The sequence below is a fragment of the Actinophytocola sp. genome (assembly GCF_009379765.1).
Lineage (GTDB): Bacteria > Actinomycetota > Actinomycetes > Mycobacteriales > Pseudonocardiaceae > Actinophytocola.
In genome coordinates this window covers 58471-82509 of the sequence record NZ_WHTD01000004.1, presented here as the reverse complement: position 1 = coordinate 82509, position 24039 = coordinate 58471, and the positions used below count along the sequence as shown (strand labels likewise).

Genomic DNA, 24039 nt, shown 5'->3' with positions numbered 1-24039 from the left:
AGCCGTGGATACCAACAGCTATCTGGCGTTCTTGCTGATCGGTACCCTGCTGGTCCTGGTCGACGGTCAGATCATCTACCGCAACGGCCGCAGGTTCCTGCAACAGTCCGCGCCCAGCGCCTCCGCGGAGTCGCTGACCAGACTGGTGTCGGTGCTGTTCCACCTCGCGGTGCTGGGCGTGCTCGCGCTCATCTCCGTGATCGACGTGCCGGTGGACAACGCGGTCGAGGCGGTGGTATGGCGGTTGGGCATCGTGCTGATCATCATCGGGATCGCCCACTGGATCGCGATCAGCGCGCTCACCAGGATCAGGGACCGCGAGGAGTTCGACGAGTTCGCCCACGAACGGGAGGCGCGCCGGATCGCGAACGACCAGGCCAACGCCGGGTACGGCACGCGCGTGCCGGCACCCGGCGAGAGCCCGGCGTACAACGGAGAACGCGCGACCGCGGCGGTCAACCGCCAGCGGCCCTACCCGCGCGGGTGATCAGGACGCGTCGAACAACGCGCTGACCGACTCTCCATTGTGGATCCGTCGCATCGCCTCGGCGAGCGCGGGCGCGATGGAGAGCACGGTCAGCTTCGACGTGCGCTTGCTCTCCGGGATCGACACGGTGTTGGTGCACACGATCTCCAGCACGTCCGGCTGCTCGCCGATCCGCTTGAGCGCGCCGTCGGCGAACAGCCCGTGCGTGCAGGCCACCCGGATGGACCGGACCCCGCGCTCGCGCAGCCGGTCGAGCAGCTCGATCACCGTGCTGCCCTTGGCGATCTCGTCGTCCAGCACGATCACGTCGCGACCGGACACGTCGCCGATGATCGAGCTGATCTCGACCTTGTCGTCGGCGAACCGCTGCTTCGCACCGGCCGCCACCGGAACCTCCAGCAGGCTCGCGAAGTGCGAGGCCTCCTTGGCGTTGCCCAGGTCCGGCGAGACGACGATCGTGTTCCCGAGGTCGTAGCGGCGGAAGTAGGCGGCGAACTCGCGCAGCGCGTGCAGGTGGTCCACCGGGACGCTGAAGAACCCGTGCACCTGCGGGGAGTGCAGCGTCATCGCGAGCACCCGGCTCGCGCCGGCGGCGACGAGGAGGTCGGCCACCAGCCGGCCGCCGATGGAGATGCGCGGCGCGTCCTTCTTGTCCGAGCGGGCGTAGGCGTAGTGCGGCATCACGACCGTGGTGCGTGCCGCGGACGCCCCCCGCGCGGCGTCCAGCATGAGCAGCAGCTCGACGAGGTTCTCCTGGACCGGGGCGACCAGCGGCTGGATGAGGAAGACGTCCCGCTCCCGGCAGTTCGCCTGCAGCTGCACCTCGAGGCAGTCGTTGGCGAACCGCCGCACGCGGACCGGCCGCAGTGGCACCTCCAGATGCGCGCAGATCTCGTCGGCGAGCTCCGGATGCGCACTACCACTGAAGACGGCGATCTCCCGCACGAACGTCTCCCCTGCTCAACCGCACCGATCAGCTGAGCCGCATGCTACTTGCGGCAGAGAGTCGCGCCGGCGGGAGACCGTCGCCGCTCAGCCAGGGGTGAAACCGCCGATGACGGCGGCCACCACCTCGACCGTGCCGATGGAGGTCAGGACGATGACGGTGACCGCCAGGATCTTGAGCACCGTGCGCCACCAGGCCATCATCATGAGCACGACGATGATCACCAGGAGCAGTGTCGATGTAGCGATGGCGGACATTGGGGTTCCCTCCTAAGTGGTGGGTAGGAAGAACTCCGTGACGAACCGCAGCTGCTGTGTATGATCAAACAACATCTTTGTATGACCATACAAAGATGATAGGCAGACCTACTGTCTGGCGACAACCTTTTTGCCAGTTGACCTGTGGAAGTTGTAGAACCGTTGCTGATTCCGCGTGCGGCGTTCGATTCTTATGTACGACGGCTCACCCCCGGCCCCTCGTTGCCCGTTCCAGGGGTCTTCAGGACGCCTGCGCAGGCGCGATCGACCGGGCAGTTGTGCGGACGTACAAAGTCAGGACCGTCCGTCTAGCGATACGCGACCGCCGTTTGTGTGCGCATGGTCTATCGTTGCCGCGTGACTCTGACCGGTCAGGTCCAAATGTCGGCGCGAGAGGCCATGCGGGCTGCCCTCCGCACGCTGCTCGTCGATCACAACGTGACCCAGTCGGCGCTGGCCAAACAGCTCACCGACGCCGCGAGGACGCATCAGCTCACGCGCGGCGACAGCGACCGGGCGGTCCGCTACGACCCGGCCATGGTCAACCGCTGGCTGGACGGCAAGCTGGTGATGAGCCGGCAGGCGGCCTGGTTGCTCGACCTCCTCTACGCCCAGGACGTCGGCGACGAGACCTTCCAGGACATGCGCGACCGGTACGTGCTCGCCAGCGACCGTGACCAGGTGCCAGACCCGGCCCCGGCAAGCGAGGCGCCGCTGCTGGAGGGAACGCAGTGCGCGGCCGAGTTTCTCGTCCACCGCCGCCAGCACCGCCAGCTGGCGCTCGGCTCCGACGAGGTAATGGCCATCGCCCTGCTCTCGGTGGTCGACACCGAGGAGGCCCGGCAGATCGTCGGCGCGATCGTCGACCAGACGCCCGAGGTCCGGGCGGTCGCGATGTACGACGTGCTCGGTCGCTGGGACGTCATGGTGAAGCTGGCCGCGCCGGCGGGCTTCGACTTCGACGCGTTCTACATCCACGTGCACGACGAACTGGTCGCCAACGACATGATCGGCCCCGAGGAGACCCCGACGGCCGACGTCAGCGAGTTCACCGGCCACCGGTACCTCATCACCGACGCCAGCCGGATCCGCCGGCCGGGTTCGAAAAAGCCCCCGAGCTTCCTCATCCTGGACAAGCCCGAGGACTACGACCTGATGCGTGTGCAGCGCGCCTTTCTCTTCGTGGAGCTCAGGACCGTGCCCGAGCTCCGGCGCACCATCGCGCAGCAGCAGATCGAACGGCTGATCAGCGGCGAGGACATGCCGCAGGCCTGCCGCCAGGTCATCGAGGCGATCACCTTCAGCGACGACGCCGTGATCCTCGAAGTCGCCATGACGTGCGCCAACGGCATGCGACGCCTCAACCAGCTGAACCGGATCATCGGACGCGAGCTGACCCGGTTCAAGGCCCAGAAATACAACCTCACGGTGTTCGAGTCCGACGAGCGCGGCTGGGTTGCGGACGCCCGATAGGCACGACCCGATTCTCCCGGCGGCCGTCACGGCCGCCGGACCTGCCATTTCCCCTTCCTACCCTGGAGACACGTATGGACACGACCGCTGTCAAGAAGGTCGAGGCGGCGACTGAGGAGTCACTCGCCCGGATCAGCGACCACCGTTTCATCCGGTTGGCCCACGAGCGGGCGCTGAGCAAGGACCAGGTGCTCCGCTGGATACTGTGCGCAGGCCGGGAGAGCGAGACGTTTCCCACCATCCTCGTTCGCATGCTCGAACGGGTCACCGATCCTCAGCTCGTGGTCGACGTCCTCAAGGAGAACCTCGATGACGAGTACGGCAACGGCGATCCGAACGAGGCGCACTTCCAGCACTACATCCACCTGCTGCACGCGGTGGGCCTGACCGAAGGCGACTTCCGCGGCTACCGCGAGCGCGCCGGCATCCGGCTCGCGCTGGATCTCGCCGGCAACGTCTCCACCCAGCCCGTGCCCGAGATCGCGATCGGCTACATGCTGGTCAACGAGGGCATGACGCCGATCACCTACGGCGCGGTCGACGTCGCGATCCACAAGTATTACCCAGAGCTCGACAACAAGTTCTTCCAGCTCCACGTCGAGGTCGACGAGCATCACGTGCGCGAGCTGTACCGCGCGGTCGGCGCTCTGGACGAGCGCGCTCTCGACGACGTGCTCTTCGGTATCGCCCTGGGCGAACGCGGCATGGCCGTCCTGCTCGACGAGGCCCTGGGCGTGTTCGACGCCGTATCCTGAGCCCCACGGTCGGGGTCGCCGGCATCGAACATCACACCTCCTGATGCCGGCGACCCCGGACAGCCTTGGTTGAGCGATCTTCGACTGAAACTCGAACGCCATGCTGCATGGTCCCGGGCCTCATCGCTGAATTCCGCAGAAAACACCCCACCACGCGAAACAGGGCCGCATGGAAGCCGTGGAAGAGTGCGGAAACTCGGACAGTACTGAACGAGTATCGACGTGGCGTCGTCCCACGAAAAGACCAGCTGACGAGGTAGCGCACGCGCTGAACTTCGCTCGCCTTCGCGCCCCGCGCCGACCGACATGCCCACACCTCGCCCATGCGACTCGATGACCAGCTCTGCCACGCTTGACATCCTGTACGTACAGGATGACATGATGAGGGCTCCGTCTAGGTGGAGGTGGTCGTGGTCGGGTCCGTGGAGCCGTCAGGGATCGAGGTTCTCAACCCGGCCACCGGGGAGGTCATCGGTGTCGTGCCGGTGGCTCGGGAGGCCGAGGTCGCGGCGGTCGTCGACGCCGCTCAGCACGGGCGGCGGGCGATGGCGGAGCTCCCCGCCCACGCGCGGGCCGCGCTGCTCAACGCCGTCGCCGACGGGATGCGGCTGCGGTTCGACGAGCTCGCCCGGCTGCTCACGACCGAGAACGGCAAGCCCATCGAGCAGACGCGCGGTGAGCTGACCGCCGCGATCGGCATCTTCCGCGGGTTCGCCGAGGAGGCCAAACGACTGTTCGGACGCCAGATCCCGCTCGACGTCTCCCCCGGCCTGGAGCGGCACCTCGCCATCACCATCCGCGAGCCGCTCGGGGTCGTCGCGGCGATCGTCCCGTTCAACTACCCCGTCGAGCTCTACGCCTACAAGGCCGCCGCCGCGCTCGCGGCCGGCAACGCGGTCATCGTCAAGCCGCCGGAGAAGTGCCCGCTCACCCTCCTCGAGGTCGCCGAGATCGTCGAGCGGGCCGGGCCACCGGCCGGCGCGCACCAGCTGGTCACCGGAGGACCGGAGGTAGCACAAGCCCTGGTCAGCAGCCCGGGGGTGCGGATGGTCAGCCTCACCGGCAGCACCGCCGCCGGGCGCGAGGTCGCCGCGATCGCCGCCAGGACGCTCAAGAAGGTCCAGCTCGAGCTCGGCGGCAACGACCCGATGATCGTCTGCGCGGACGCCGACGTCGACCGGGCCGCCGAGGCCATCGTGCTCGGGCGGCTCGCCCGCGGGAACGGGCAGATCTGCTGTGCGGTGAAACGGATCTACGTCGAGGACGCCGTCTACGACGAGCTCGCCGCGAACCTCGTCGCGCGCACGAAGGAGCTCACCGTCGGCGACCCGCTCGACGACGCCACCGACGTCGGCCCGCTCATCACCGAGCAGGCCGCGCGCGACGTCGAGGCGGCCGTTCGGCGGGCCGTCGCCGACGGTGCGACGCTCGCGGTCGGCGGCACGCGCGAGGGCAACTTCGTCCACCCGACCGTCCTCACCGGCGTGCGCCCCGAGGAGCCCGAGATCGCCAAGGAGATCTTCGGCCCCGTCGCACCCCTGGTCCGGGTCAAGGACGCCGAGGAGGCCCTGCGGCACGCGAACGACTCGGACTTCGGGCTCCAGGCCGCGATCTTCACCAAGGACATCACCCGCGCCTTCTCCATCGCGCGACGGCTGGAGGCCGGTGGCGTGATCATCAACGGGTCGACCGCGTTGCGCTCGGAGCACCTTCCGTTCGGCGGCGGCAAGAACACCGGCGGCAGCCGGGAGAGCCTGCACGACACGCTCCTCGAGATGACCGACGAGAAGACGATCATCGTGATGGAAGCGCTCGCCTGATGCTGTCGCTGCGGGGCGTGCGCAAGTCCTACTCCGGCGTCGAGGTGCTGCATGGCATCGACCTCGACGCCGACGCCGGCGAGGTCCGCGCGATCGTCGGTGCGAACGGGGCCGGCAAGTCCACGCTGATCAAGATCCTCTGCGGCGCCGTCCAGCGCGACGCGGGTGAGATCGACGTCGCCGGCCGGCCGGAGCAGCTCGGGAACCCGCACGCCGCGCGGAAGCTGGGCATTCGGACCGTGCACCAGGAGCTCACGCTCGTGCCCGACCTCTCCGTCACCGAGAACGTCCTCCTCGGCGACCTGCCCAGACGCCGGGGCCTCGTCGACTGGCCCGCCGCCCACGCCCGAACCCGCGCACTGCTCGAGCGGACCGGCTTCCGCGGCATCGACGTCCGCACCCACGCCCGCCGGCTCTCCGTCGCCCGCCAGCAGATGGTCGAGATCGCGAAGGCGATGGCCGACGAGCCACGCGTGCTCATCCTCGACGAGCCGTCGGCGGTCCTGGCCGGCGACGACCTCGACCAGCTGTTCGCGCTGATCCGCTCGCTGCGTGCGGACGGCGTGCTCGTGCTGTACGTGTCGCACCGGCTCGAGGAGGTCATGGCGATCGCCGACCGGGTGACGGTCATCCGGGACGGCACGGTCACCGCCACCACCACACCCGCCGAGACGAGCGAGGCCGAACTGGTCCGGCTCATGGCCGGCCGGCGGCTCGACCAGATCTACCCCGACCGGCGTACCGAGGCCGGCGCGGAGCTCCTGCGCACCGAAGGGCTGGCCCGCGACGGCGCGTTCGACGACGTGTCGATCACCGTGCGGGCCGGCGAGGTCGTCGGCATGTTCGGCCTCGTCGGCAGCGGCCGCAGTGAGCTGGCCGAGGTGCTGTTCGGCGCGTTTCCGCGCACCGCCGGGGAGATCCTGCTCGCCGGCCGACCAGCCCGGCTGCGCACGCCCAAGGAGGCGATCGCGGCCGGGGTCGCGCTCGTCACCGAGGACCGCAAGCGCAGTGGTCTCGTGCTCGACCTTTCCGTGCGGGACAACGCCTCCCTCGCGACGATGCGCGCGTTCCGCAGCCACGGGCTCATCGACCGGGTCCGCCAGGGCCGGTCCGTCGAGGACATGACCGACCGGCTCGACGTGCGGCCGCGCGGCATCGGGCGGCCGGCGAAGCACCTCTCCGGCGGCAACCAGCAAAAGGTCGTGCTGTCGAAATGGCTGCTGGCCGAGCCCAAGGTGCTGATCCTCGACGAGCCGACCCGCGGCGTGGACGTGGCCGCGCGGGTCGACCTGTACCGGATGGTCGACGAGCTGACCCGGGCAGGACTCGGGGTGCTGATGATCTCCTCCGACCTCACCGAGGTGCTCGGGATGAGCGACCGGGTGCTGGTGATGCACGAGGGCCGGGTGGTCGCGGACCTGCCGGCCGACCGCACCGACGAGGAGGAAGTACTGGCGTACTCGATCGGGGTGGCGACATGAGCACCGTCAGCGAGTTGTCCACTGTGGCCGGACCGCGGGACCCGGGGGACGGTGGGCGCAAGGCGCGCAACCGGGCGCTGCTCATCAACGGTACGTTCGCCGTCGCGTTCGTGGCGCTGCTGGGGGTGGCCGCGACCACGACCGACTCGTTCCTCACCGACGACAACCTCACCAACCTGCTGCGGCAGTCGGTCACCACCGGCCTGCTCGCGCTCGGCATGCTGATGGTCATCCTCACCGGCGGCATCGACCTGTCCGTCGGCTCGGTGGTGGCGCTCACCGGCATCATCGCCGCCGGACTCGCCGCCGACCTGCCGGTGCCGCTCGCGATGGCCGTCGGCGTCGCGGCCGGCGTCGCCTGCGGGGCGATCAACGGCGTGCTGGTGGCGCACTTCCGGCTGGCGCCGTTCGTGGTGACGCTCGCCGCGCTGACCACGATCCGCGGTCTGGCCTACGTGTACTCGGAGACCCCGATCACGCCGACCGAGATCAGCTTCCTCTCCCTCGGCACCGACTCGATCGGGCCCATCCCGATCGCGACGGTCATCATGCTGGTCGCGTTCGCGCTGGCGTGGCTGTCCTCACCCGCACCACGACCGGCCGGTCCGTCGTGGCCATCGGCGGCAACTCCGAGGCCGTGCGGCTGGCCGGCATCAGCGTGCCCCGGCACGTCCTGCTGACCTACGCGATCAGCGGGCTGCTCGCCGGGCTCGCCGGGGTGATCCTGGCCTCCCGGGTCGGCATCGCCCAGCCCAGCGTCGGCGTCGCGTTCGAGCTCAACGCGATCGCCGCGTGCGTCATCGGCGGCGCCCGCCTGTCGGGCGGCCGCGGCAGCGTGCCCGGCACCCTCGGCGGTGTCGTCCTGCTCGCGCTGATCGACAACCTGCTGACGCTCTACGAGGTGCAGAGCTACTGGCAGCAGGTCCTCAAGGGACTGATCATCGTCGCCGTCGTGCTGGCCCGCCGGCGCGAGGACGCCTGAGTTTTGCACTCATACCAACCAAGGAGAGCTGCCATGCGGCGACTCACAGCCATGATCGGCGTCGCGACAACGATGTTGGCGGCCGTGGCGTGCGGGTCCGGCGACGATGCCGGGTCGGACCAGCGCACCATCGGCATGGTCAACTTCACCCTCGGCGCGCCCTACTTCATCGGGATCTCCAAGACCGTCGAGCGCGCCGGCGACAAGGCCGGCGTGGACGTGCGGGTCACCGACGCGAAGGGCGACGCGGCCACGCTGACCTCGAACGTGTCGGAGCTCCTCGCCCAGGACGTCGACGGCGTCATCATCTCCGGCGGCCCGCTCGAGGCGGCCCCGGCCGCGCTCAACGCCATCAAGCAGAAGGGCATCCCGGTTGTGCTCGTGGACCGGAAGTTCCAGACCGGCGAGTACACGAGCTGGGTCGGGCCGGACAACACGGCGCTGGGCGAGCAGAACGGCGAGTTCATCGCGGAGAAGCTCGGCGGCACGGGCAAGGTCGCGATCATCAAGGGCGGCCCGGCGGACAACTCGATCGGCATCGCCCGCACCGAGGGGCTGAAGTCGGTGCTGGACAAGGAGTCCGGCATCGAGCAGGTCGAGGCGCCCGACTTCGGCGAGTGGAGCAGCGACGGCGGGCTGCGAGTGATGGAGAACCTGCTGGCCCGGCACGCCGACATCGACGCGGTGTTCTGCGAGAACGACTCGATGTGCCTCGGCGCGCAGAAGGCCGTCGCGGACGCCGGCAGGACCGCCGCGATCTTCCTGGCCGGGGTCGACGGCCAGAAGGAGGCACTGGCCGCGATCGCGGAGGGTGGCAACTACGCGGTGACCGGCCTCAACAACGCCGTCGAGATGGGCAACGCGGGTTACGAGCGGCTCGTCACCATTCTCGACGACGGTTCCACCCCGGAAAAGGACACGGTAATTCCGTCCCCGCAAATCACCGGCGAGAACGTCAACGAGTACTACGACCCCAACAGTGAGTTCTAAAAGGAGAACGGGCTGATGAGTCGACGAACGAGAAGCCTCAACGTGGTGGCTGTCGCGACATTGTTCGTGACCGGTGTGGTGACCCCCGCCGCGGCCGCGCCGACCGACGCCGACCAGGCCGGCCGGGGTGGCGGTCGGGCCGAATGGCAGCTCCTGTACGCCGAGGACTTCAGCGCACCGTTACCGAACGAGGCGCAATGGGCGCGGGACAACTACGACGACCCGTTCGACACGGTGATGGACGACGCCGGGCTGTGGTACGAGAACGACTACGGGCAGGCCTGGGTCGACCAGCTGAACAGCTTCAACACCTACCGCAAGGAGTACCGGCTCGGCACGAACGGATGGCTCACCGCGTCACAGTCCGCACGGGACTGGAACGCGGACGGCGTGATCGAGGCCGAGCCGTCGATCACGACCGAGAACATGCGTGGTGAGGGCAAGGTCGCGCACATCGACGTGCCGGACCACACCGGCGGCGCGATCTTCCGGCCCACGAACCAGCTGCCGCAGGAGTACCGGATCGAGTACAAGCTCAAGACGCTCGACTTCGGCGGCAAGCGCGCCGGGCAGATCTCCTACGACGGCCGGGAGAACGGCTACTCCACCGAAGGCTGCAAGACCCAGCACCCGTGGGCGGAGGGCCCGTTCACGCCGGGTTGGAGTGGGGACGCGTCGGCGCCGTACTGCGAGTGGCAGGACGTCCGAAGTGGACCGTACGGGTACAACGGGTTCCACTTCATGACCATTGTGGACTTCGCCAACCCCGCGCCGCGCAACAACCACTTCTGGCACTACCGGCGCAAGGTGCTGATGGACTCCTTCGCCCAGCACCCGGACCGGGTCGGCACCGGTAGCGGTGGCCGGATCTGCGACGCGTCGACCGGACAGTACTACGACTACCGGGACAGCAACTTCAACACGGTCAACATGTGGATCTCCGGCATGCCGAACTACACGCCGGGCCGCGGCGGGCTCACCGGCAACTCGCAGTGGTTCATGACCTCGTGCTCCGGCGGGGTCGCCGAGCAGCAGCTGTCCACGGCCGGCGAGATGCTGCCCGAGCTGATGCCTCAGAACGACTACACGGTCGCCATCGAGCGCAGCAAGACCGCGTACACACTGGAGATCAGCGGCCTGTTCGCCCGGTCGGGGCAGCAGACGTTCCGGTTCACCCGCCCGTTCGTCGTGGACGACAAGCCGATCTGGCACTACAACGTGACGCCGGACGAGTACGACGGCCGGTTCAACGGCGACCTGGAGCAGAACGGGGTCGTCGGGCAGCGGACGTGGCCGGACCAATGGGTGAAGGGTTCGGCCTATCCGGACTACTTCGTCATCGGTGACCTTTACACCAATGTCTACGAAGGCAGCGCGTCGCTCGACGACATCAAGCTATACGTGCCGAAGAAGAAGCGATAGTCGGCTCGGAATCGGGTGCGGCGGCGCGTCGCACCCGATTCCGGGAAGGGGAATAAGTGGAGGCGTATCGTACGCGGGTGTCCAAGGACCGAATCGACCGCGACTCGCCACTGCCGTACTACGCGCAGCTCAAGCAACTGCTCGACGAGCAGCTGGACAAGCACTGGGAGACCGGCACGAGGCTGCCCGGCGAGGTGACACTGTGCGAGCAGTACAACGTGTCGCGGACCGTGGTGCGCCAGGCGCTGGACGAGCTGGAGGCCGAGGGACGGGTCGTGCGGCGCAAGGGCCACGGCACGTTCGCCGCGGCCCGCAAGGTCGACGAGACGCTGTTCCAGTCGCTGACCGGGTTGCACGAGGACGTCACGGCCCGCGGCGGGACCCTGCGGTCGACGGTCCTGCAGCAGGAGCTGGTCCCGGCGCCGGCGGGGGTGGCCGCCGAGCTGGGTCTGGCCGAGGGTGACCCGGTGGTCTGCCTGGAGCGGCTGCGGTATGCCAACGGGGAGCCGTGGGTCCTGGTGCGGACCTACCTGCCGCCGGCCATCGCGCCCGGGCTGCTGCAGGACGACCTGACGGAGCAGTCGCTGTACGGGTTGCTCGAGCAGAAGTACGGCGTGGAGCTCGACAACGGCACCCGCCTCCTGGAGGCCGTGCCGGCCAGCGCGACGATCGCCGAGGCTCTGCGCCTCGACCCCGGCGACCCGGTACTGCTGCTGCACAGCACGGCGTGGGACGTGCTCGGCCGGCCGGTGGAGCACTTCATCGCCTACCACCGCGGGGACCGCAGCCGCTTCCAGGTCCGCCTCCGCCGCCGCAACGCCGCCTCGGTCCCGAACATGCTCGTCCACTCGGAGCCGGCCGACTCCCACTAACCCACGCGTCGCGAAACGAGTCACGCCGCTGGTCGAGCTCTCGCTTGCCGTCGAGCACCGGCGTGGGCACGGCGCCCCTGCATGACTTGTTTCCCGCCAGCAGGTTTCGCGCTGCGACGACGGCCGTATCGTGCTGGCCATTGATGATTCCCCGAGTGGCCGTACTCGTTCGTCGCGGCGCTCGAACCCGGGCGCTACCTCGTGGACGGCGAGCCTCGACGCCCAGCGGCTGGGTCCCGACGACGAGGGCACGGCCGGCGCCGCCGCCCAGCTGCGCGGTCCCGGGCGTGGGGCGGCCACCCGGGTAGGGCCTGCTGGTTGGGATGCGGAAGCTGACAGGCTGCTCGGTCGGGTGGCGGGTCGGTTCGCCCGTGTTGAGACCCGTCGACGGGCTCACGGGTTCGTGTGCGGGTTGTTGGCCGATCTGCCGCGGAAGAATTGCTGGTCGATCGTCGAGCACGCTGGTGACACCGATCCGCATGGCATGCGGCACCTGCCCCAATACACCGGCACCGCCGGGCGGATCGAGAACGCTCAGGTCGCTGTCTGCCTGACCTACGCCAGTGGCCGTGGTCACGCGATGATCGACCGCGAGCTCTACCTACCGAAATCGTGGACCACCGACACTGAACGGTGCGCAGCGGCTGGAGTACCCGAGAACGTCACGTTCGCCACCCAACCCGCACTGGCCCAGGAGATGGTCCTGCGCGCCCTGGACGCGACGGTTCCCGCGCGCTGGGTGGCCGGTGACGAGGTCTACGGCGCCGACCCGAAGCCACGCAAGGCACTGGAGGACCGCGGGTTCGGCTCCGTGCTGGCCATCGGCTGCAACCGGCGCGTCCCGACCCCCGACGGGCCACAACGCGCTGATGAGATCACCAAAGGGCGGCCGGAACGGTCCTGGCAGCACCTCTCAGCCGAGCCGGACGCGAACGGGACAGCGGTTCTACGACGGGGCCCTCGCCACCTCGCCCCACCCACCCCACCAGACCGGCACCCACCAGACCGGCTGCTGGTGAGTGCTCGTGCGCCGCCACCGCCGCAGCGGTGAGCTGGCGTACAACCGCTGCTTCAGCCCGGACCCGTCTCGTTGCCGGAACTGGTCCCCCACCGGCCAACACCGGCCGGGCTGATCGCGTTGACCTGCAACGAAATCCGCCGACTCCTTACCACGCTCGTCATCGAGCCCACCCGCACCGTAGCCAGCCCACACGCTTGGTCACACTGGCGACGACACCACCAACACCGCGCCCAGACCAGTCACGATGTCGGCGACGGCCGCTGGCCCGCCGATCGATCAGTGGTCACGGTGGGTGTGTGCCGACCCGATGGGGTGAAACCGTTGCTGTGAAACGGAAACCGCGCTGCAGTTCGGGTAGAATCGACCATATGTGCGAGCCGATTGTCGATCTACCCGAGGATGCTTCCCCCGAGGCTGTGCCGTTGGCGACGGCACGCGGGTTCGCGCGGGCGGCCTGGCAAAACGAGGGACACTCACTGGAACAACTCGCCGTGTTCGCCGCGACCAGCGGTAGCGAGTTCGACGCGCTCGAGGTTGCCGCCTTGTTTCGGATCTCTGTCCGCGCCGCGCAACACCGCCTCGATCTCGCGGTCACCCTGTCCACCCGGTTGCCGCGCACGTTGGCGGCGGTCAAGGCGGGTCGTCTCGACCCGTATCGGGCCTCGAAGATCGCCGACGCCACCCTGCCCCTGTCGCTTGAGGCTGCGGCGGTGGTGGAGGGAGAGATCCTGGACCGGGTCGAGGAGATGCCGGCCGTGAAGCTCTGCCGCGCACTGCGGCGGATTGTGGCTCGGGTGAACGCCGATGCGTTGCGGGCGTTGCATGAGCAGCGGGTGGCGCAGCGGCGGGTGGACATGTATCCGACCGAGGACGGGTGTTCCGTGTTGACCGTGCACGGCCCGGCCGCACGGATCCAGGTCGCTGCCAAGCGAGTCGATGCGATCGCCCACCAGCTCCGGGACACCGGCGGCGCTGATGGGCGGACGATGGACCAACTCCGCTCCGATGTCGCCCTGGACTTGCTGGCGGGTAAGGACTTCGAACACGCGAAGATCATCGTGCAGGTCACGTTGCCGGCCCGGGCCGCGTTGGGGGTGGACAACACTCCAGGGCATCTGGTCGGCTACGGCGACATCGCCGCCCAGCAGGCGGTTGATCTCGCCTACCAGGCGGATGCGACCTGGCGGCGGATCCTGACCGAACCGGCCACCGGCCGGGTGCTGGATGTGGGGCGGCGCCGCTACAGCCCACCCGCGGCGTTGCGCGACCACATCCAGGCCGCCATGCCGACCTGTACGGGGCCGGGCTGTGTCCGGCCCGCCGCGCAGTGCGATTTGGATCATCGCGAGCCGTTCCCGGCGGGGCCGACCGACGAACACAACGTGCACCCCGCCTGCCGCAGCCACCACCGGGGCAAGACCTTCGGCGGCTGGAAGATCATCAAACGCGGCGGGATCCTGGAATGGGTCTCACCCTGCGGGTTCCACTACCCCCACCACCCCGAGCCCCTCACCCACCCCGAACCACCACCACCACCCTTCTGACCACCGGTGGAGCGGACTGCCCCGGGTTCTACGGGCCCTGAGCCAAAGCGAGCCCGTGAATCCCGGATCCCCAGGTAGACCCTGGAAGATCCGGTCCGGCCGCTGCGAACGAGCGAGCCGGGCGCGCATATCCACCAACACCGTGTGCACGAGCCCGGGATAGTCGAAATCAACCCACCTGCGGCCGACAGGCCCTCGCTGAGTTGCACCACATCACACCGCCACGATCATCGGCGGCACCGACCGGCGGCCCACATCAGTGAACGGATCCGCGAACATCACGTCCGGGAACAGGCGGTCCTGGCAGTAGTCCACGGTCGACCGCCGCGCGGGAGACGGGCAGGCCATGCGGCTGCAGATCGCGCTCCACGCGGGCGAGGCCACGTATACCCCGAGGGCACGTCGCCGAGTCCTGGGCCGTGCACACGCGCGACGCCGAGGTCACCGCGAAGGTGCTCGAGGGAGTCGGCCCGGTCGCGGCCCCCGATCTTCGCGGAACGAACATCTGGAGCTGGTCGACGACCACGCGCTGGATTTCCCGACGCTGCGGGATCCCAGGACGTGCATGTCGGCGCATCTGGAACCGCGGATACCGAACGTTGGCGCCCATCGCTGACCTCCGCAACCTGGTCCGCCTGGAGATCTGCGGCTACCGGACCCGACGTTGGCACCGATCGCGGACCTGCCGCGGCTCGACGAGCTGTCGATCGTGCATGGTCAGTGCGCCGAGCGGGCGAGGTCGGTCACCCGGGGCTGGTGACCTGCTCCGCTGCTGGGCGCTGGGCGTAGCGAGGCTCAGCAACCACCCGGACCCCGAGATCACCCGCCTGAACGAAGCCCTCGACGCTGACGGCCCGCCGCGCGCTTGCCGCCGTCTCGTGAACAATGTCGGGCACGGTGCTCGGCGTCGAACCTGTTCGGCCAGGCCGGGCCGTGACTGCGGAACGGCGAGGCGGAACACACGATGATCGTCGCGCACGATCTGGGGACCACCGGGGACAAGGCGTCCCTGCACGAGGACGACGGGCGGATCGTCGCCTCCGTCGCCGTTCGGTATCCGACCGACTTCGGCGCGGGCGGGGTGGCCGAGCAGGATCCCGAGCACTGGTGGGACGCGGTCTGCGCGGCCACGCGCCAGCTCCTCGAACGCACCGGCACCTCACCCCACGACGTCGAGGCCGTGGGGTTCTCCGCGCAGATGATGGGTGCCGTCCTCCTCGACGGCGGCTGCCGCCCCGTCCGGCCCGCCATGATCTGGGCCGACCACCGCAGCACCGCGCAGGCCGACCGGCTCAACGCGGCCTTCGGTGCCCGCCGCGCCTACGAGACCCTCGGCCACCGCGTCCACCCGACCTACTCGCTCACCAAGATCCTCTGGGTGCGCGAGCACGAGCCGGAGACCTTCGACCGGACGAAGCACGTCTGCCTCGCCAAGGACTACGTCGTCCACCGGATGACCGGGACGCTGCTCACCGACTGCTCCGACGCCTCCAGCACCAACGCCTACGACCAGCGCGCCGGCAAGTGGTCCGCCGAGATCCTCGACGCCGCCGGGCTCGCCCCCGCGCTCTTCCCGCCGATCGTGCCGGCCAGCACCGTCGCGGGCGGGCTCCGTGCGGACGCGGCGTCGGCGATCGGCCTGCCCGAAGGCACTCCGGTGGTGCTCGGCGGTGGGGACGGGCCGCTCGCCGCGCTCGGGGTCGGCGTCATCGACCCGGAGGACGGCGCCTACGCCTACCTCGGCTCGTCGTCGTGGGTCTCGGTCGCGGCCACCGAACCGATGCTCGACCCGATGATGCGCACGATGACCTTCGACCACGTCGTGCCCGGCCGCTACGTCCCCACCGCGACGATGCAGGCCGGCGGCGCCTCGCTCGACTGGGTCGCCGAGGTGCTCCGCCCCGAGGACCCGACCAGGTTCCGGCAGTTGCTCGACCGAGCAACCGACGCCGACACCACCGGCCTGTACTTCCTCCCCCATCTGCTCGGCGAGCGTTCTCCGCACTGGAACCCCGCCGCGGCCGGCGCCTTCCTCGGCCTCGAGCGCCATCACGGCCCGGCCGAGCTCACCCGGGCCGTGCTCGAAGGCGTCGCGTTCAACCTTGCCACCTGCGTGTCGGTGTTCCGCGACGCAGGCCACCCGGTGCGCCGCGTCGACGCGATAGGCGGCGGCGCGGCCAGCGACCTGTGGCTGCAGATCCTCGCCGACGTCTGGGATGCGACCGTGCGCCGCCGGTCCGTCGTCGAGGAGGCGAACAGCCTCGGCGCCGCCGTCACGACCGCCGTCGGTGTCGGGCTCGTCGACGGGTTCGGGGTGGCCCGCGAGCTGTCGCGGGTGGGCGCCGAGTTCACCCCCGAGCCCGACCGCGTCGCCGACTACCGGCGCAGGCACGCGGTGTTCCACGACGCCTACCGCCGGCTCGAGCCCTGGTTCGAGAGCCGCTAGAACGCCGTCGGGAACGCCGGGTGCCGCTGCGCCTGGAGCGCGCCGCGCACGATGACCTCCTTGTACAGCGCCGCGAGCCGGCCGGTCAGCACGGCCTCCTTCGGGCTGTCGTCCCCGCGGACGAACTGGATGAGCCCGTCCCGGCGGCCGAGGCTGATGCACTGGTTGACGTACCGGAACCGGAACGGCTTGGGCTCCTTGCCGGCGAGCCGGGCGGTGACCGCGCGGACCGCCGCCTGCGCGACCGGCAGGCCGGTGGCGCACGCCATCCGCAGCTCCTGGCCGTCCGCCCGGCGCACCGCGGCCGCGTCGCCGATGCCGTAGACGTCCGGGTGCGACACCGAGCGCATCGTGTCGTCGACGATCATCCGACCGGAGACGTCGACCGCCAGGCCGGCTTCGCGGGCGAGCGGCGGCACGGTGAAACCCGTTGTCCACACGACGAAGTGCGACCCGACGTGCTCGCCGCCGACCAGCTCGACGCCGTCCGCGCGCACCGCCGCGACCCGCACCTCGTCGCGGATCTCGATCCCCAGCCGGTCGAATGTACGGCGCAGGTAGCGGCCGCCTCGCTCGGACAGCCGCGCGCCGAGCACGTCGCCGGTGAGCAGCCGCACCTTCAGGTCCGGGTGCGACTCGGCGAGCTCGGTCGCCGCCTCGATGCCGGTCAGCCCGCCGCCGACGACCGTGACCGTCCCGCCGGACGCGAGCCGGTCGCGCAGCCGCACCGCCTGCTCGGCACCTGCCACGGTGAACGCGTGTTCGGCCACGCCCGGCACCGACTCCAGGTCGGCATGGCTGCCGAGCGCGTAGATCAGCGTGTCGTAGTGGAGCGGCTCGCCCGCCGCCAGCTCGACGGTGCGGGTCCGCGGGTCGATCCGCGTGACCCGGTCGACCACGAGCGACGCGCCACTCCCCCGGAGCAGGTCGGCGATCTTGCGCTCGCGCAGCTCCTGCCCCGCGGCGAACTGGTGCAGCCGAACCCGCTCCACGAACCGGTCCCGATCGTTGACCAGCGTCACTGTCGCGTCGGCCCGCCGGGCAGCCAGGTTCGCCGCGATCTGCCCCGAGTAGCCGGCGCCGAGAACCACGATGTGCGTCATGACGTTCTCCCTGTGGAAACGATGATGTCGCAAGGTTGACTGGGCAGCCTCAGGATCCGTGACAGGTCACGGGCGCGACGCCGATCACACCCGGTACGGTCGCCGTAGAGCGAGAAGGAGGTCGCGACATGAAGGTCGTCACGGACACCGCCCGCTGCGTCGGCGCCGGGCAGTGCGTGCTCACCGAGCCGGCCGTCTTCGACCAGAGCGACGACGACGGCACCGTCGTGGTGCTCGTCGAGCACGTCGAGGGCGAGCGGCTCGCGAGCGTCGAGGAGGCCGTCGACATGTGCCCGAGCCAGGCGATATCGCTCACAGCCGACTGACGCCGGGTCAGAAGCCCGCGTCGACGTCGGCCCGGGTGAGTGGCCGGCCGGGCAGCGGGTCCGCGGCCGGCGCGCGCAGGCCCTCGAGCATGATCGCGAGCACCCGGCCGGGGGCCATGCGCGCGGCCTCCGCTGGCAGGTTGTGCGGCTGGTGCACCACCGACACGAACAGCATCGTCAGGTCGCCGACGTCCACGTCCCGGCGAAGTGTCCCTTCCGCCTGTGCCCGCGCCATCACCTGCTCCAGCACGTCGACCGCCGCGCGGCGGAAGCGCTCGGACTCCTCGTCGGCCTCGACGATCGCGGCGACCGCCGCCGAGTAGGCATGCAGCCGCATGGACAGCCGCAGGTGCGCGGACTGACCCATGATCCGCACGAGCGCGTCCCACGCGGTCGGCTCCTCCTCGAGCGCCGCCCGCGTCTCGGTGGCCACCGTGCGGAAACTGTCCCGGAACACCGCGCGGATCAGCGCCTCGCGGTCGGGGAACCGGCGGTAGAGCGTGCCGACGCCCACGTCGGCCCGCCGCGCGATCTCCTCCATCGGCACGGAGACGCCCTGCTCGGCGAAGATCTCCTTGGCCACGCGCAGGATCTGGTCCCGGTTGCGGCGCGCGTCGGACCGCAGCGGTGTCGCGGCGTCCGGCGTCATGCCGCTGAGTATCGCACCCCGTCCCTGGACGGAGCGCGTCCGAATGACTACCGTCGGGAGCAACCGGACGGAAATCTTCCAGATCCGCAAAGGTGCCAGATCCGCACAAGGGGGACATCGATGACGGAGCCGACCTTCCCGCCGCCGCGCGGCTGCCCCTTCCACACCACCGACGGCCACCTCGTCCGCCGCGAGGCCGGGCCGATGACCAGGGTGACGTTGAAGTCCGGGCAGCAGGCGTGGGCGGCGTCCCGGCACGAGGACGTCCGCGCGCTGCTCACCGACCCGAACGTCAGTGCCAACCGGTTCAACCCGAACTTCCCGATGGTGATCCGCAGGCAGGAGCGGCAGTCGCGGCCGGAGCTCAAGCCGTCGCTGATCTCGATGGACCCGCCGGAGCACGGTCCGGCCCGGCGCGCGGTGCTCGGCGAGTTCACCGTCAAGCGGCTCGCGGCCCTGCGACCGCGCATCCAGCAGGTCGTGGACGAGCACATCGACGCGATGCTCGCCGCGCCGCGAGCTGCGGTCCTACATGGACGAGCTGGTGAAGGCGAAGGAGGCCGACCCCACCGACGACCTGATCGGCCGGCAGGTCCTGGCGCGCAGGGCCGACGACCGCGAGGACCACGACGCGCTCACCAGCCTCGCGCTGCTGCTGCTCATCGCCGGGCACGAGACCACGGCGAACATGATCTCGCTGGGTACCGTGGCGCTGCTGGAGAGTCCCGACCAGCTGGCCGCGATCCGGCGGGACCCGTCGAAGACGCCGAACGCGGTCGAGGAGCTGTTGCGGCGCCTCACGATCGTCGAGTGGGTCACCTCGCGCGTGGCGGTGGCCGACACCGAGATCGGCGGCGTGCCGGTCAAGGCCGGCGAGGGCGTGCTCACGGCGAACCTGTCGGCCAACCACGACCCGGCGGTCTTCCCCGACCCCGAGCGGCTCGACATCGACCGCGGCGCCCGCAACCACGTCGCGTTCGGCTTCGGCGCGCACCAGTGCCTCGGCCAGAACCTGGCCCGCGTCGAGCTGCGGGTCGTGTTCGACACGCTGTTCGCCCGCATCCCGACGCTGCGGGTGGCCGTCCCGCTCGACGAGCTGCCGGTCAAGGACGACGCGACGGTCTACGGGCTGCACAAGCTCCCGGTCACCTGGGACTGACGCCCGGCGGTACAGCAGACTCGTGCTCGTGCGCCTTCCCGCGGATCTGCCCGAGCTGCCGGTACGCGCGGTCCTCGACGACGTGACGGCCGCGCTGGCCGACCACGGCACCGCGGCGCTGGTCGCGCCGCCCGGCACCGGCAAGACCACGATCGTTCCGCTGGCGCTCGCGGCGACGACGGCAGGCAAGGTGGTGGTCGCCGAGCCGCGGCGGCTCGCGGCCAGGGCTGCGGCCGCGCGGATGGCGGCCCTGCTCGGCGAGCCGGTGGGCGCCACCGTGGGCTATGCGGTGCGCGGCGACCGGAAGACCTCGCGCGACACCCGCATCGAGGTGGTCACCACCGGGCTCCTGGTCCGGCGGCTGCAGTCCGACCCGAGCCTGCCCGGCACCGACGTCGTGCTGCTGGACGAGTGCCACGAACGCCACCTCGACGCGGACCTGCTGCTGACGCTCGTGCTCGACGCCCGCGCCGGGCTGCGTCCGGACCTGCGGCTCCTCGCGACGTCGGCCACCGTCGCCACCGACCGGCTCGTCGAGCTGCTCGGCGACGGCACGCCGGTGATCCGCGCGCACGTGCGGACCTTCCCGGTCACCGTGACCCACACGCCGCCGGCCCGCGGCGAGCGCATCGAGGCTTGCGTGGCCCGCGCCGCGCGGATCGCACTGTCCGAATCGGACGGTGACGTGCTGGTGTTCCTGCCAGGGGTCGGCGAGATCGCCCGGACCACCGCGCTGCTCGGCGGCGTGAACGTCGTGCCGCTGCACGGCCGGCTCCCGGCCGCGCGCCAGGACGCGGCGCTGCGGCCGGGCACGGAACGCCGGGTGGTGCTCGCCACCGCGGTCGCCGAGTCCAGCCTCACCGTGCCGGGCGTGCGCGCGGTCGTGGACTCCGGCCTCGCCCGGGTGTCGCGGATGGACCACCGCCGCGGCCTGTCCGGGCTCGTCACCACCAGGGTGTCGGCGTCGGTGGCCGAACAGCGCGCCGGCCGGGCCGGACGGGAGGCGGCCGGGCGGGTGTACCGATGCTGGCCGGAGCACGAGCACACCACGCTGCCGGCCCAGCCGGAGCCGGAGATCCGGACCACCGACCTCACCCGGCTCGCGCTCGAGCTGGCCTGCTGGGGCACGCCCGACGGCGCCGGTTTGGACTGGTGGGACCCGCCGCCGCCCGGCGCGCTGGCCGCCGGCCGGGCCGTGCTGACCGCGTTGGGCGCGCTGGACAAGGCGGGCGCGGTCACCGACCGCGGGCGGCGGATCGCCGGCATCGGCCTGCACCCCCGGCTGGCCAGGGCCCTGCTCGACGGCGCGGACGCGATGGGCGCCACGGCCGCGGCCGAGGTGGTGGCCCTGCTCGACGACGACACCCTCGCCACGAGCACCGATGTCGCCGACTCGGTGCGCGCGCTGCGCCGGGACGGCTCCCCGCGCTGGCGGCAGGAGGTGCGGCGGCTCGCCGCCCTGGTCCCGGACCGCCCGGCCGGGACAGCGGACCCGGCGCTCGTCGTGGCGCTCGCCCATCCCGAGCGGCTGGCCCGCCGGCGCGCGGCCGGGTCGCGGGTCTACCTGATGGCCGGCGGCACCGCGGCCGAGCTCGACGGCGCCGCGGACGCCGAGTGGCTGGCCGTCGCGAGCGCCGACCGCCAACCCGGCCGAACCCAGGGCAAGATCCGCCTGGCGGCCCGCGCCGACCAGGCCCTCGCGGAACGCGCGGCACCGGCCCTGCTGTCCACTGTGGACGAGATCGGCTGGGTCGGCGGCGACGTGGTCACCCGCCGGGTCACCCGCCTCGGCGCGATCGTGCTGCGAGAGCGCCCGCTGACCGACCCGGACCGCGAGCGGCTGCGGGACGCGCTCCTCGACGGCCTGCGCGAGGAGGGCCTCGGCCTGCTGCGGTGGACCGACGCCGGCACCCGCCTGCGCGCGCGGCTCGCGCTGCTGAACCGTGCCCTCGGCGATCCGTGGCCCGCCATGGACGACGCCGCCCTGCTCGACGCCGCGCCGGTGTGGCTCGGGCCGGAGCTCACCCGGGCCCGGCGCCGGGCAGACCTCGCCAGGGTCGACGCGCACGACGCGCTGTCCCGGCTGCAGCCCTGGCCGGCGGCGGGCCGGCTCGACGAGCTCGCGCCGGACCGGCTGGCCGTGCCGTCCGGCGCGCGGGTCAAGGTCGACTACACCGCCGACGAGCCCGTGCTCGCGGTGAAGGTGCAGGAGGCGTTCGGCTGGACCACGACGCCGACGATCGCCGACGGCCGCGTCCCGGTGCTGCTGCACCTGCTCTCCCCCGCCGGCCGCCCGGTCGCGATCACCCGCGACCTCACCTCCTTCTGGCGCGAGGGCTACCAGCAGGTCCGCACCGAGCTGCGCGGCCGCTACCCGAAGCACCCCTGGCCGGCCGACCCGACCACCGCGACCCCGACCGCACGCACGACCCGGCGGGGTACGATGGGCTGATGTGGGCCTGGCTCGGTGAGTACTGGCGGATCGCGCTGGTCGTGCTGAGCGGCCTCGCCGTCCTCGCGGTCCGCCGGCGCGTGCCGCGCTGGGTGCTCGGGGGGTGGGCCGTGGCGGTGGCGGCCGTCGTCGTGGGGTGGCTCGTCGACATGGCCTGGCGCGGCACCCTGGTGGTGTTCGTCGGAATGGTCCTGATCGCGTCGGCGTACTGGCTCCGCGCGGAGGAGCACCAAGCGGCGGCACGGACGTAGGCCGATACAGTTCGATCACACCGATCGAAGTGGAGGGCCCATGCGACACGAGGTGAGCACGCCGATCGACGCGCCGGCCGAGCTGGTGTGGCAGACGATCACCGCCGTCGAGAAGTGGCCCGAGTGGACGCCCACGATGACCGAGATTCGCCGGCTCGACGACGGTGAGCTTCGGGTGGGCAGCAAGGCGGAGGTCCGCCAGCCGAAGCAGCCCGTGCGAACCTGGACGGTCACCGAGCTGACCCCCGGCACATCCTTCACCTGGGTCACCTCCGGCACCGGTCTGCAGCTGTCGGCCGACCACGTCATCCGCACCGACGAGCGGGGCGCGGTCGTCGCCGAGCTGACGTTCACCGCGCGCGGGGTGCTCGCGCCGGTGGCCGGCCTGCTCGCCGGCAAGGCCGTCCGCGCCGCGGTCGACACCGAAGCCTCCTCGCTCAAGAAGTGGTGCGAGAGCCACGGCTGACCCGGGGTGGTCCTCCGATGCGTGGTGCTCTTCGGGTTGCTCGGACTGTTCCAGTCGACGCTGGGACCGCTCATCCCGATCGTCCGTGACGACAACGGGCTGACCGGCGCGACCGCCGGGCTGCTCGTCAGCGGGTTCTTCGCCGGCTCGCTGGCGAGCACGGTGATCGGCGGCGTGCTCACCGAGCGGTGGGCGCGGGCCTACCTCGTCGTCGGGCCGGCGGTGCTGTTGCTCCTCGGGAGTGCCGGGCTGGTCGTCCGCGGTCCGTGGCCGCTGCCGCTGCTCGCGGTGCTCGTGGCGGGACTCGGCTTCGGCGGGCTCGTGCTGGTCGTCAACACCGCGATGGCGAGCCAGCCCGGTCAGCGCGGCGTGACCCTCACCAACGTCGTCAACGGCGTGTTCGGCCTGGGCGCGGCGGCCGGCCCGGCGCTGGTGGGCGTGACCCGGGGAGTCGGCTACCCGTACCTGTTCGGCGTGCTGGCCGTCGCGATCCTGCTCACGCTGCCGGCGCGGGACCTCGGCGGGGTCCGGCCGCGCGACGCCCCGCCGGCCGGTGGCGACTCGCCGGCGGTGGTGGCGCTGTTCTGCGCCCTGCTGTTCTGCTACGCCGGCCTCGAGACGGGGCTGAGCAGCTGGGAGACCGTGCACCTGGAGGCGCACGGCTACGCACCAGGTACCGCCTCGGCGCTGACGTCGCTGTTCTGGCTGGGCATGGCCGCGAGCAGGCTGGCGATCCCGCTGCTCACCGCGGGCCGGCCACCGGCCCGGATCATCGCGGCGACCCTGACCGCGGCCTTCTGCGCGCTCGCGCTGATCGCGGTGCCCGATGTCGCCCCGGCCGGCTACCTGCTGGCCGGCGCCCTGGCCGGTCCGGTGTTCCCCACCGCGCTGGCGTGGCACGCGTCCACGCACCCGGACCCGCGCCGGGGCAACGCCGTGCTGCTGACCGCCGCCATGATCGGCAACGTGACGCTGCCCGCCGCCATCGGCTACTCGATGCAGGCGACCTCGGAGCTGGCCCTGCCCGCGCTGGTCGCCGTTCCGGTGGCCGTGTGCCTGACGATCACCCTCGTGCTGCGGCACCGAGCCGGGCGCGCACCGAGCGCCCGGTCGGAACCGGGAGGAAGCTCCGGATAG

Annotated in this window: 22 protein-coding genes and 2 pseudogenes; 19 read left to right on the top strand and 5 right to left on the bottom strand. The window is 70.9% G+C overall.

The window, feature by feature from the left end; genetic code table 11:
* The first annotated feature begins 4 nt into the window (after positions 1-4).
* The gene (locus GEV28_RS02145) at positions 5-487 is read left to right on the top strand and encodes a hypothetical protein (RefSeq protein ID WP_291407991.1); all 483 of its coding nucleotides are present in this window, start codon (positions 5-7) and stop codon (positions 485-487) included.
* On the opposite strand, the gene GEV28_RS02140 is transcribed toward GEV28_RS02145, so the two are convergent.
* Together GEV28_RS02140 and GEV28_RS02135 are read right to left on the bottom strand one after the other, a co-directional pair.
* Positions 488-1432, bottom strand: a complete 945-nt coding sequence (locus GEV28_RS02140) for a ribose-phosphate pyrophosphokinase (protein WP_291407990.1) — start codon at positions 1430-1432, stop codon at positions 488-490.
* An 87-nt stretch (positions 1433-1519) separates the two neighbouring features.
* A complete protein-coding gene (locus GEV28_RS02135; RefSeq protein WP_291407988.1) occupies positions 1520-1690 on the bottom strand; it encodes a hypothetical protein in 171 nt (56 codons plus the stop codon).
* 399 nt (positions 1691-2089) lie between these two features.
* On the opposite strand from GEV28_RS02135, the gene GEV28_RS02130 reads away from it, so the two are divergent.
* From GEV28_RS02130 to GEV28_RS02080, 11 genes and pseudogenes are all read left to right on the top strand, one after another.
* On the top strand, positions 2090-3163 hold the full coding sequence (locus tag GEV28_RS02130; RefSeq protein WP_291407986.1) for a hypothetical protein: 1074 nt from the start codon (positions 2090-2092) through the stop codon (positions 3161-3163).
* A gap of 74 nt (positions 3164-3237) precedes the next feature.
* Positions 3238-3918: an iron-containing redox enzyme family protein gene (locus GEV28_RS02125; protein ID WP_291407984.1), complete on the top strand. Its 681-nt coding sequence runs from the start codon at positions 3238-3240 to the stop codon at positions 3916-3918.
* Between the two features lie 410 nt (positions 3919-4328).
* Positions 4329-5738 carry an aldehyde dehydrogenase family protein gene (locus GEV28_RS02120; protein ID WP_291407982.1) on the top strand — a complete coding sequence of 470 codons (1410 nt, stop codon included), beginning with the start codon at positions 4329-4331 and terminating at the stop codon, positions 5736-5738.
* Positions 5738-7219 carry a sugar ABC transporter ATP-binding protein gene (locus GEV28_RS02115; RefSeq protein WP_291407960.1) on the top strand — a complete coding sequence of 494 codons (1482 nt, stop codon included), beginning with the start codon at positions 5738-5740 and terminating at the stop codon, positions 7217-7219. The genes GEV28_RS02120 and GEV28_RS02115 overlap by 1 nt, the downstream gene beginning before the upstream one ends.
* Positions 7216-7899, top strand: a complete 684-nt coding sequence (locus GEV28_RS02110; protein WP_291407958.1) for an ABC transporter permease — start codon at positions 7216-7218, stop codon at positions 7897-7899. Before GEV28_RS02115 ends, GEV28_RS02110 begins: the two co-directional genes overlap by 4 nt.
* The gene (locus GEV28_RS02105; RefSeq protein WP_291407956.1) at positions 7830-8201 is read left to right on the top strand and encodes an ABC transporter permease; all 372 of its coding nucleotides are present in this window, start codon (positions 7830-7832) and stop codon (positions 8199-8201) included. Before GEV28_RS02110 ends, GEV28_RS02105 begins: the two co-directional genes overlap by 70 nt.
* A gap of 33 nt (positions 8202-8234) precedes the next feature.
* Positions 8235-9191: a substrate-binding domain-containing protein gene (locus tag GEV28_RS02100; RefSeq protein WP_291407954.1), complete on the top strand. Its 957-nt coding sequence runs from the start codon at positions 8235-8237 to the stop codon at positions 9189-9191.
* Between the two features lie 15 nt (positions 9192-9206).
* Positions 9207-10613, top strand: coding sequence for a hypothetical protein (locus tag GEV28_RS02095; RefSeq protein ID WP_291407953.1), 1407 nt, complete (start codon positions 9207-9209; stop codon positions 10611-10613).
* Between the two features lie 77 nt (positions 10614-10690).
* Positions 10691-11485, top strand: a complete 795-nt coding sequence (locus GEV28_RS02090) for a GntR family transcriptional regulator (protein WP_291407951.1) — start codon at positions 10691-10693, stop codon at positions 11483-11485.
* Between the two features lie 340 nt (positions 11486-11825).
* Positions 11826-12444, top strand: a pseudogene (locus GEV28_RS02085) (IS701 family transposase); the annotation flags it as partial.
* A 430-nt stretch (positions 12445-12874) separates the two neighbouring features.
* Positions 12875-14050 (top strand): HNH endonuclease signature motif containing protein, encoded by a 1176-nt coding sequence (locus GEV28_RS02080; protein ID WP_291407949.1) that lies wholly within the window; start codon positions 12875-12877, stop codon positions 14048-14050.
* Positions 14051-14263: 213 nt separating this feature from the next.
* Here the strand turns inward: GEV28_RS02080 and GEV28_RS02075 are convergent, their stop codons facing one another.
* Positions 14264-14434 (bottom strand): hypothetical protein, encoded by a 171-nt coding sequence (locus GEV28_RS02075; RefSeq protein ID WP_291407947.1) that lies wholly within the window; start codon positions 14432-14434, stop codon positions 14264-14266.
* Positions 14435-15014: 580 nt separating this feature from the next.
* Between GEV28_RS02075 and xylB the strand changes: the two genes are divergently transcribed.
* Positions 15015-16496 carry a xylulokinase gene (gene xylB, locus GEV28_RS02070; protein ID WP_291407945.1) on the top strand — a complete coding sequence of 494 codons (1482 nt, stop codon included), beginning with the start codon at positions 15015-15017 and terminating at the stop codon, positions 16494-16496.
* On the opposite strand, the gene GEV28_RS02065 is transcribed toward xylB, so the two are convergent.
* Complete coding sequence (locus GEV28_RS02065; protein WP_291407943.1) at positions 16493-17599, bottom strand: FAD-dependent oxidoreductase; 1107 nt, start codon at positions 17597-17599, stop codon at positions 16493-16495. The genes xylB and GEV28_RS02065 overlap by 4 nt on opposite strands.
* A 128-nt stretch (positions 17600-17727) precedes the next feature.
* On the opposite strand from GEV28_RS02065, the gene GEV28_RS02060 reads away from it, so the two are divergent.
* Positions 17728-17925: a ferredoxin gene (locus tag GEV28_RS02060; protein WP_291407941.1), complete on the top strand. Its 198-nt coding sequence runs from the start codon at positions 17728-17730 to the stop codon at positions 17923-17925.
* A 7-nt stretch (positions 17926-17932) separates the two neighbouring features.
* On the opposite strand, the gene GEV28_RS02055 is transcribed toward GEV28_RS02060, so the two are convergent.
* Positions 17933-18574 (bottom strand): TetR/AcrR family transcriptional regulator, encoded by a 642-nt coding sequence (locus tag GEV28_RS02055; RefSeq protein ID WP_291407939.1) that lies wholly within the window; start codon positions 18572-18574, stop codon positions 17933-17935.
* A 120-nt stretch (positions 18575-18694) separates the two neighbouring features.
* Between GEV28_RS02055 and GEV28_RS02050 the strand changes: the two are divergent.
* From GEV28_RS02050 to GEV28_RS02030, 5 genes and pseudogenes are all read left to right on the top strand, one after another.
* Positions 18695-19733 (top strand): annotated as a pseudogene (locus GEV28_RS02050) (cytochrome P450).
* 28 nt (positions 19734-19761) lie between these two features.
* On the top strand, positions 19762-22185 hold the full coding sequence (gene hrpB, locus GEV28_RS02045; RefSeq protein WP_291407937.1) for an ATP-dependent helicase HrpB: 2424 nt from the start codon (positions 19762-19764) through the stop codon (positions 22183-22185).
* On the top strand, positions 22185-22436 hold the full coding sequence (locus GEV28_RS02040; protein ID WP_291407935.1) for a hypothetical protein: 252 nt from the start codon (positions 22185-22187) through the stop codon (positions 22434-22436). Before hrpB ends, GEV28_RS02040 begins: the two co-directional genes overlap by 1 nt.
* Positions 22437-22476: 40 nt before the next feature.
* Positions 22477-22902, top strand: coding sequence for an SRPBCC family protein (locus GEV28_RS02035; RefSeq protein WP_291407933.1), 426 nt, complete (start codon positions 22477-22479; stop codon positions 22900-22902).
* Positions 22903-22923: 21 nt separating this feature from the next.
* On the top strand, positions 22924-24039 hold the full coding sequence (locus tag GEV28_RS02030) for a sugar MFS transporter (RefSeq protein WP_291407931.1): 1116 nt from the start codon (positions 22924-22926) through the stop codon (positions 24037-24039).

What these genes read in the sequence shown, in the direction of transcription:
- GEV28_RS02135 (WP_291407988.1), bottom strand. Translation starts at nt 1,690, where the DNA reads ATGTCCGCCATCGCTACATCGACACTGCTCCTGGTGATCATCGTCGTG.
- GEV28_RS02130 (WP_291407986.1), top strand. Translation starts at nt 2,090, where the DNA reads ATGCGGGCTGCCCTCCGCACGCTGCTCGTCGATCACAACGTGACCCAG.
- GEV28_RS02125 (WP_291407984.1), top strand. Translation starts at nt 3,238, where the DNA reads ATGGACACGACCGCTGTCAAGAAGGTCGAGGCGGCGACTGAGGAGTCA.
- GEV28_RS02115 (WP_291407960.1), top strand. Translation starts at nt 5,738, where the DNA reads ATGCTGTCGCTGCGGGGCGTGCGCAAGTCCTACTCCGGCGTCGAGGTG.
- GEV28_RS02110 (WP_291407958.1), top strand. Translation starts at nt 7,216, where the DNA reads ATGAGCACCGTCAGCGAGTTGTCCACTGTGGCCGGACCGCGGGACCCG.
- GEV28_RS02100 (WP_291407954.1), top strand. Translation starts at nt 8,235, where the DNA reads ATGCGGCGACTCACAGCCATGATCGGCGTCGCGACAACGATGTTGGCG.
- GEV28_RS02095 (WP_291407953.1), top strand. Translation starts at nt 9,207, where the DNA reads ATGAGTCGACGAACGAGAAGCCTCAACGTGGTGGCTGTCGCGACATTG.
- GEV28_RS02080 (WP_291407949.1), top strand. Translation starts at nt 12,875, where the DNA reads ATGTGCGAGCCGATTGTCGATCTACCCGAGGATGCTTCCCCCGAGGCT.
- xylB (WP_291407945.1), top strand. Translation starts at nt 15,015, where the DNA reads ATGATCGTCGCGCACGATCTGGGGACCACCGGGGACAAGGCGTCCCTG.
- GEV28_RS02065 (WP_291407943.1), bottom strand. Translation starts at nt 17,599, where the DNA reads ATGACGCACATCGTGGTTCTCGGCGCCGGCTACTCGGGGCAGATCGCG.
- GEV28_RS02060 (WP_291407941.1), top strand. Translation starts at nt 17,728, where the DNA reads ATGAAGGTCGTCACGGACACCGCCCGCTGCGTCGGCGCCGGGCAGTGC.
- GEV28_RS02055 (WP_291407939.1), bottom strand. Translation starts at nt 18,574, where the DNA reads ATGACGCCGGACGCCGCGACACCGCTGCGGTCCGACGCGCGCCGCAAC.
- GEV28_RS02040 (WP_291407935.1), top strand. Translation starts at nt 22,185, where the DNA reads ATGTGGGCCTGGCTCGGTGAGTACTGGCGGATCGCGCTGGTCGTGCTG.
- GEV28_RS02035 (WP_291407933.1), top strand. Translation starts at nt 22,477, where the DNA reads ATGCGACACGAGGTGAGCACGCCGATCGACGCGCCGGCCGAGCTGGTG.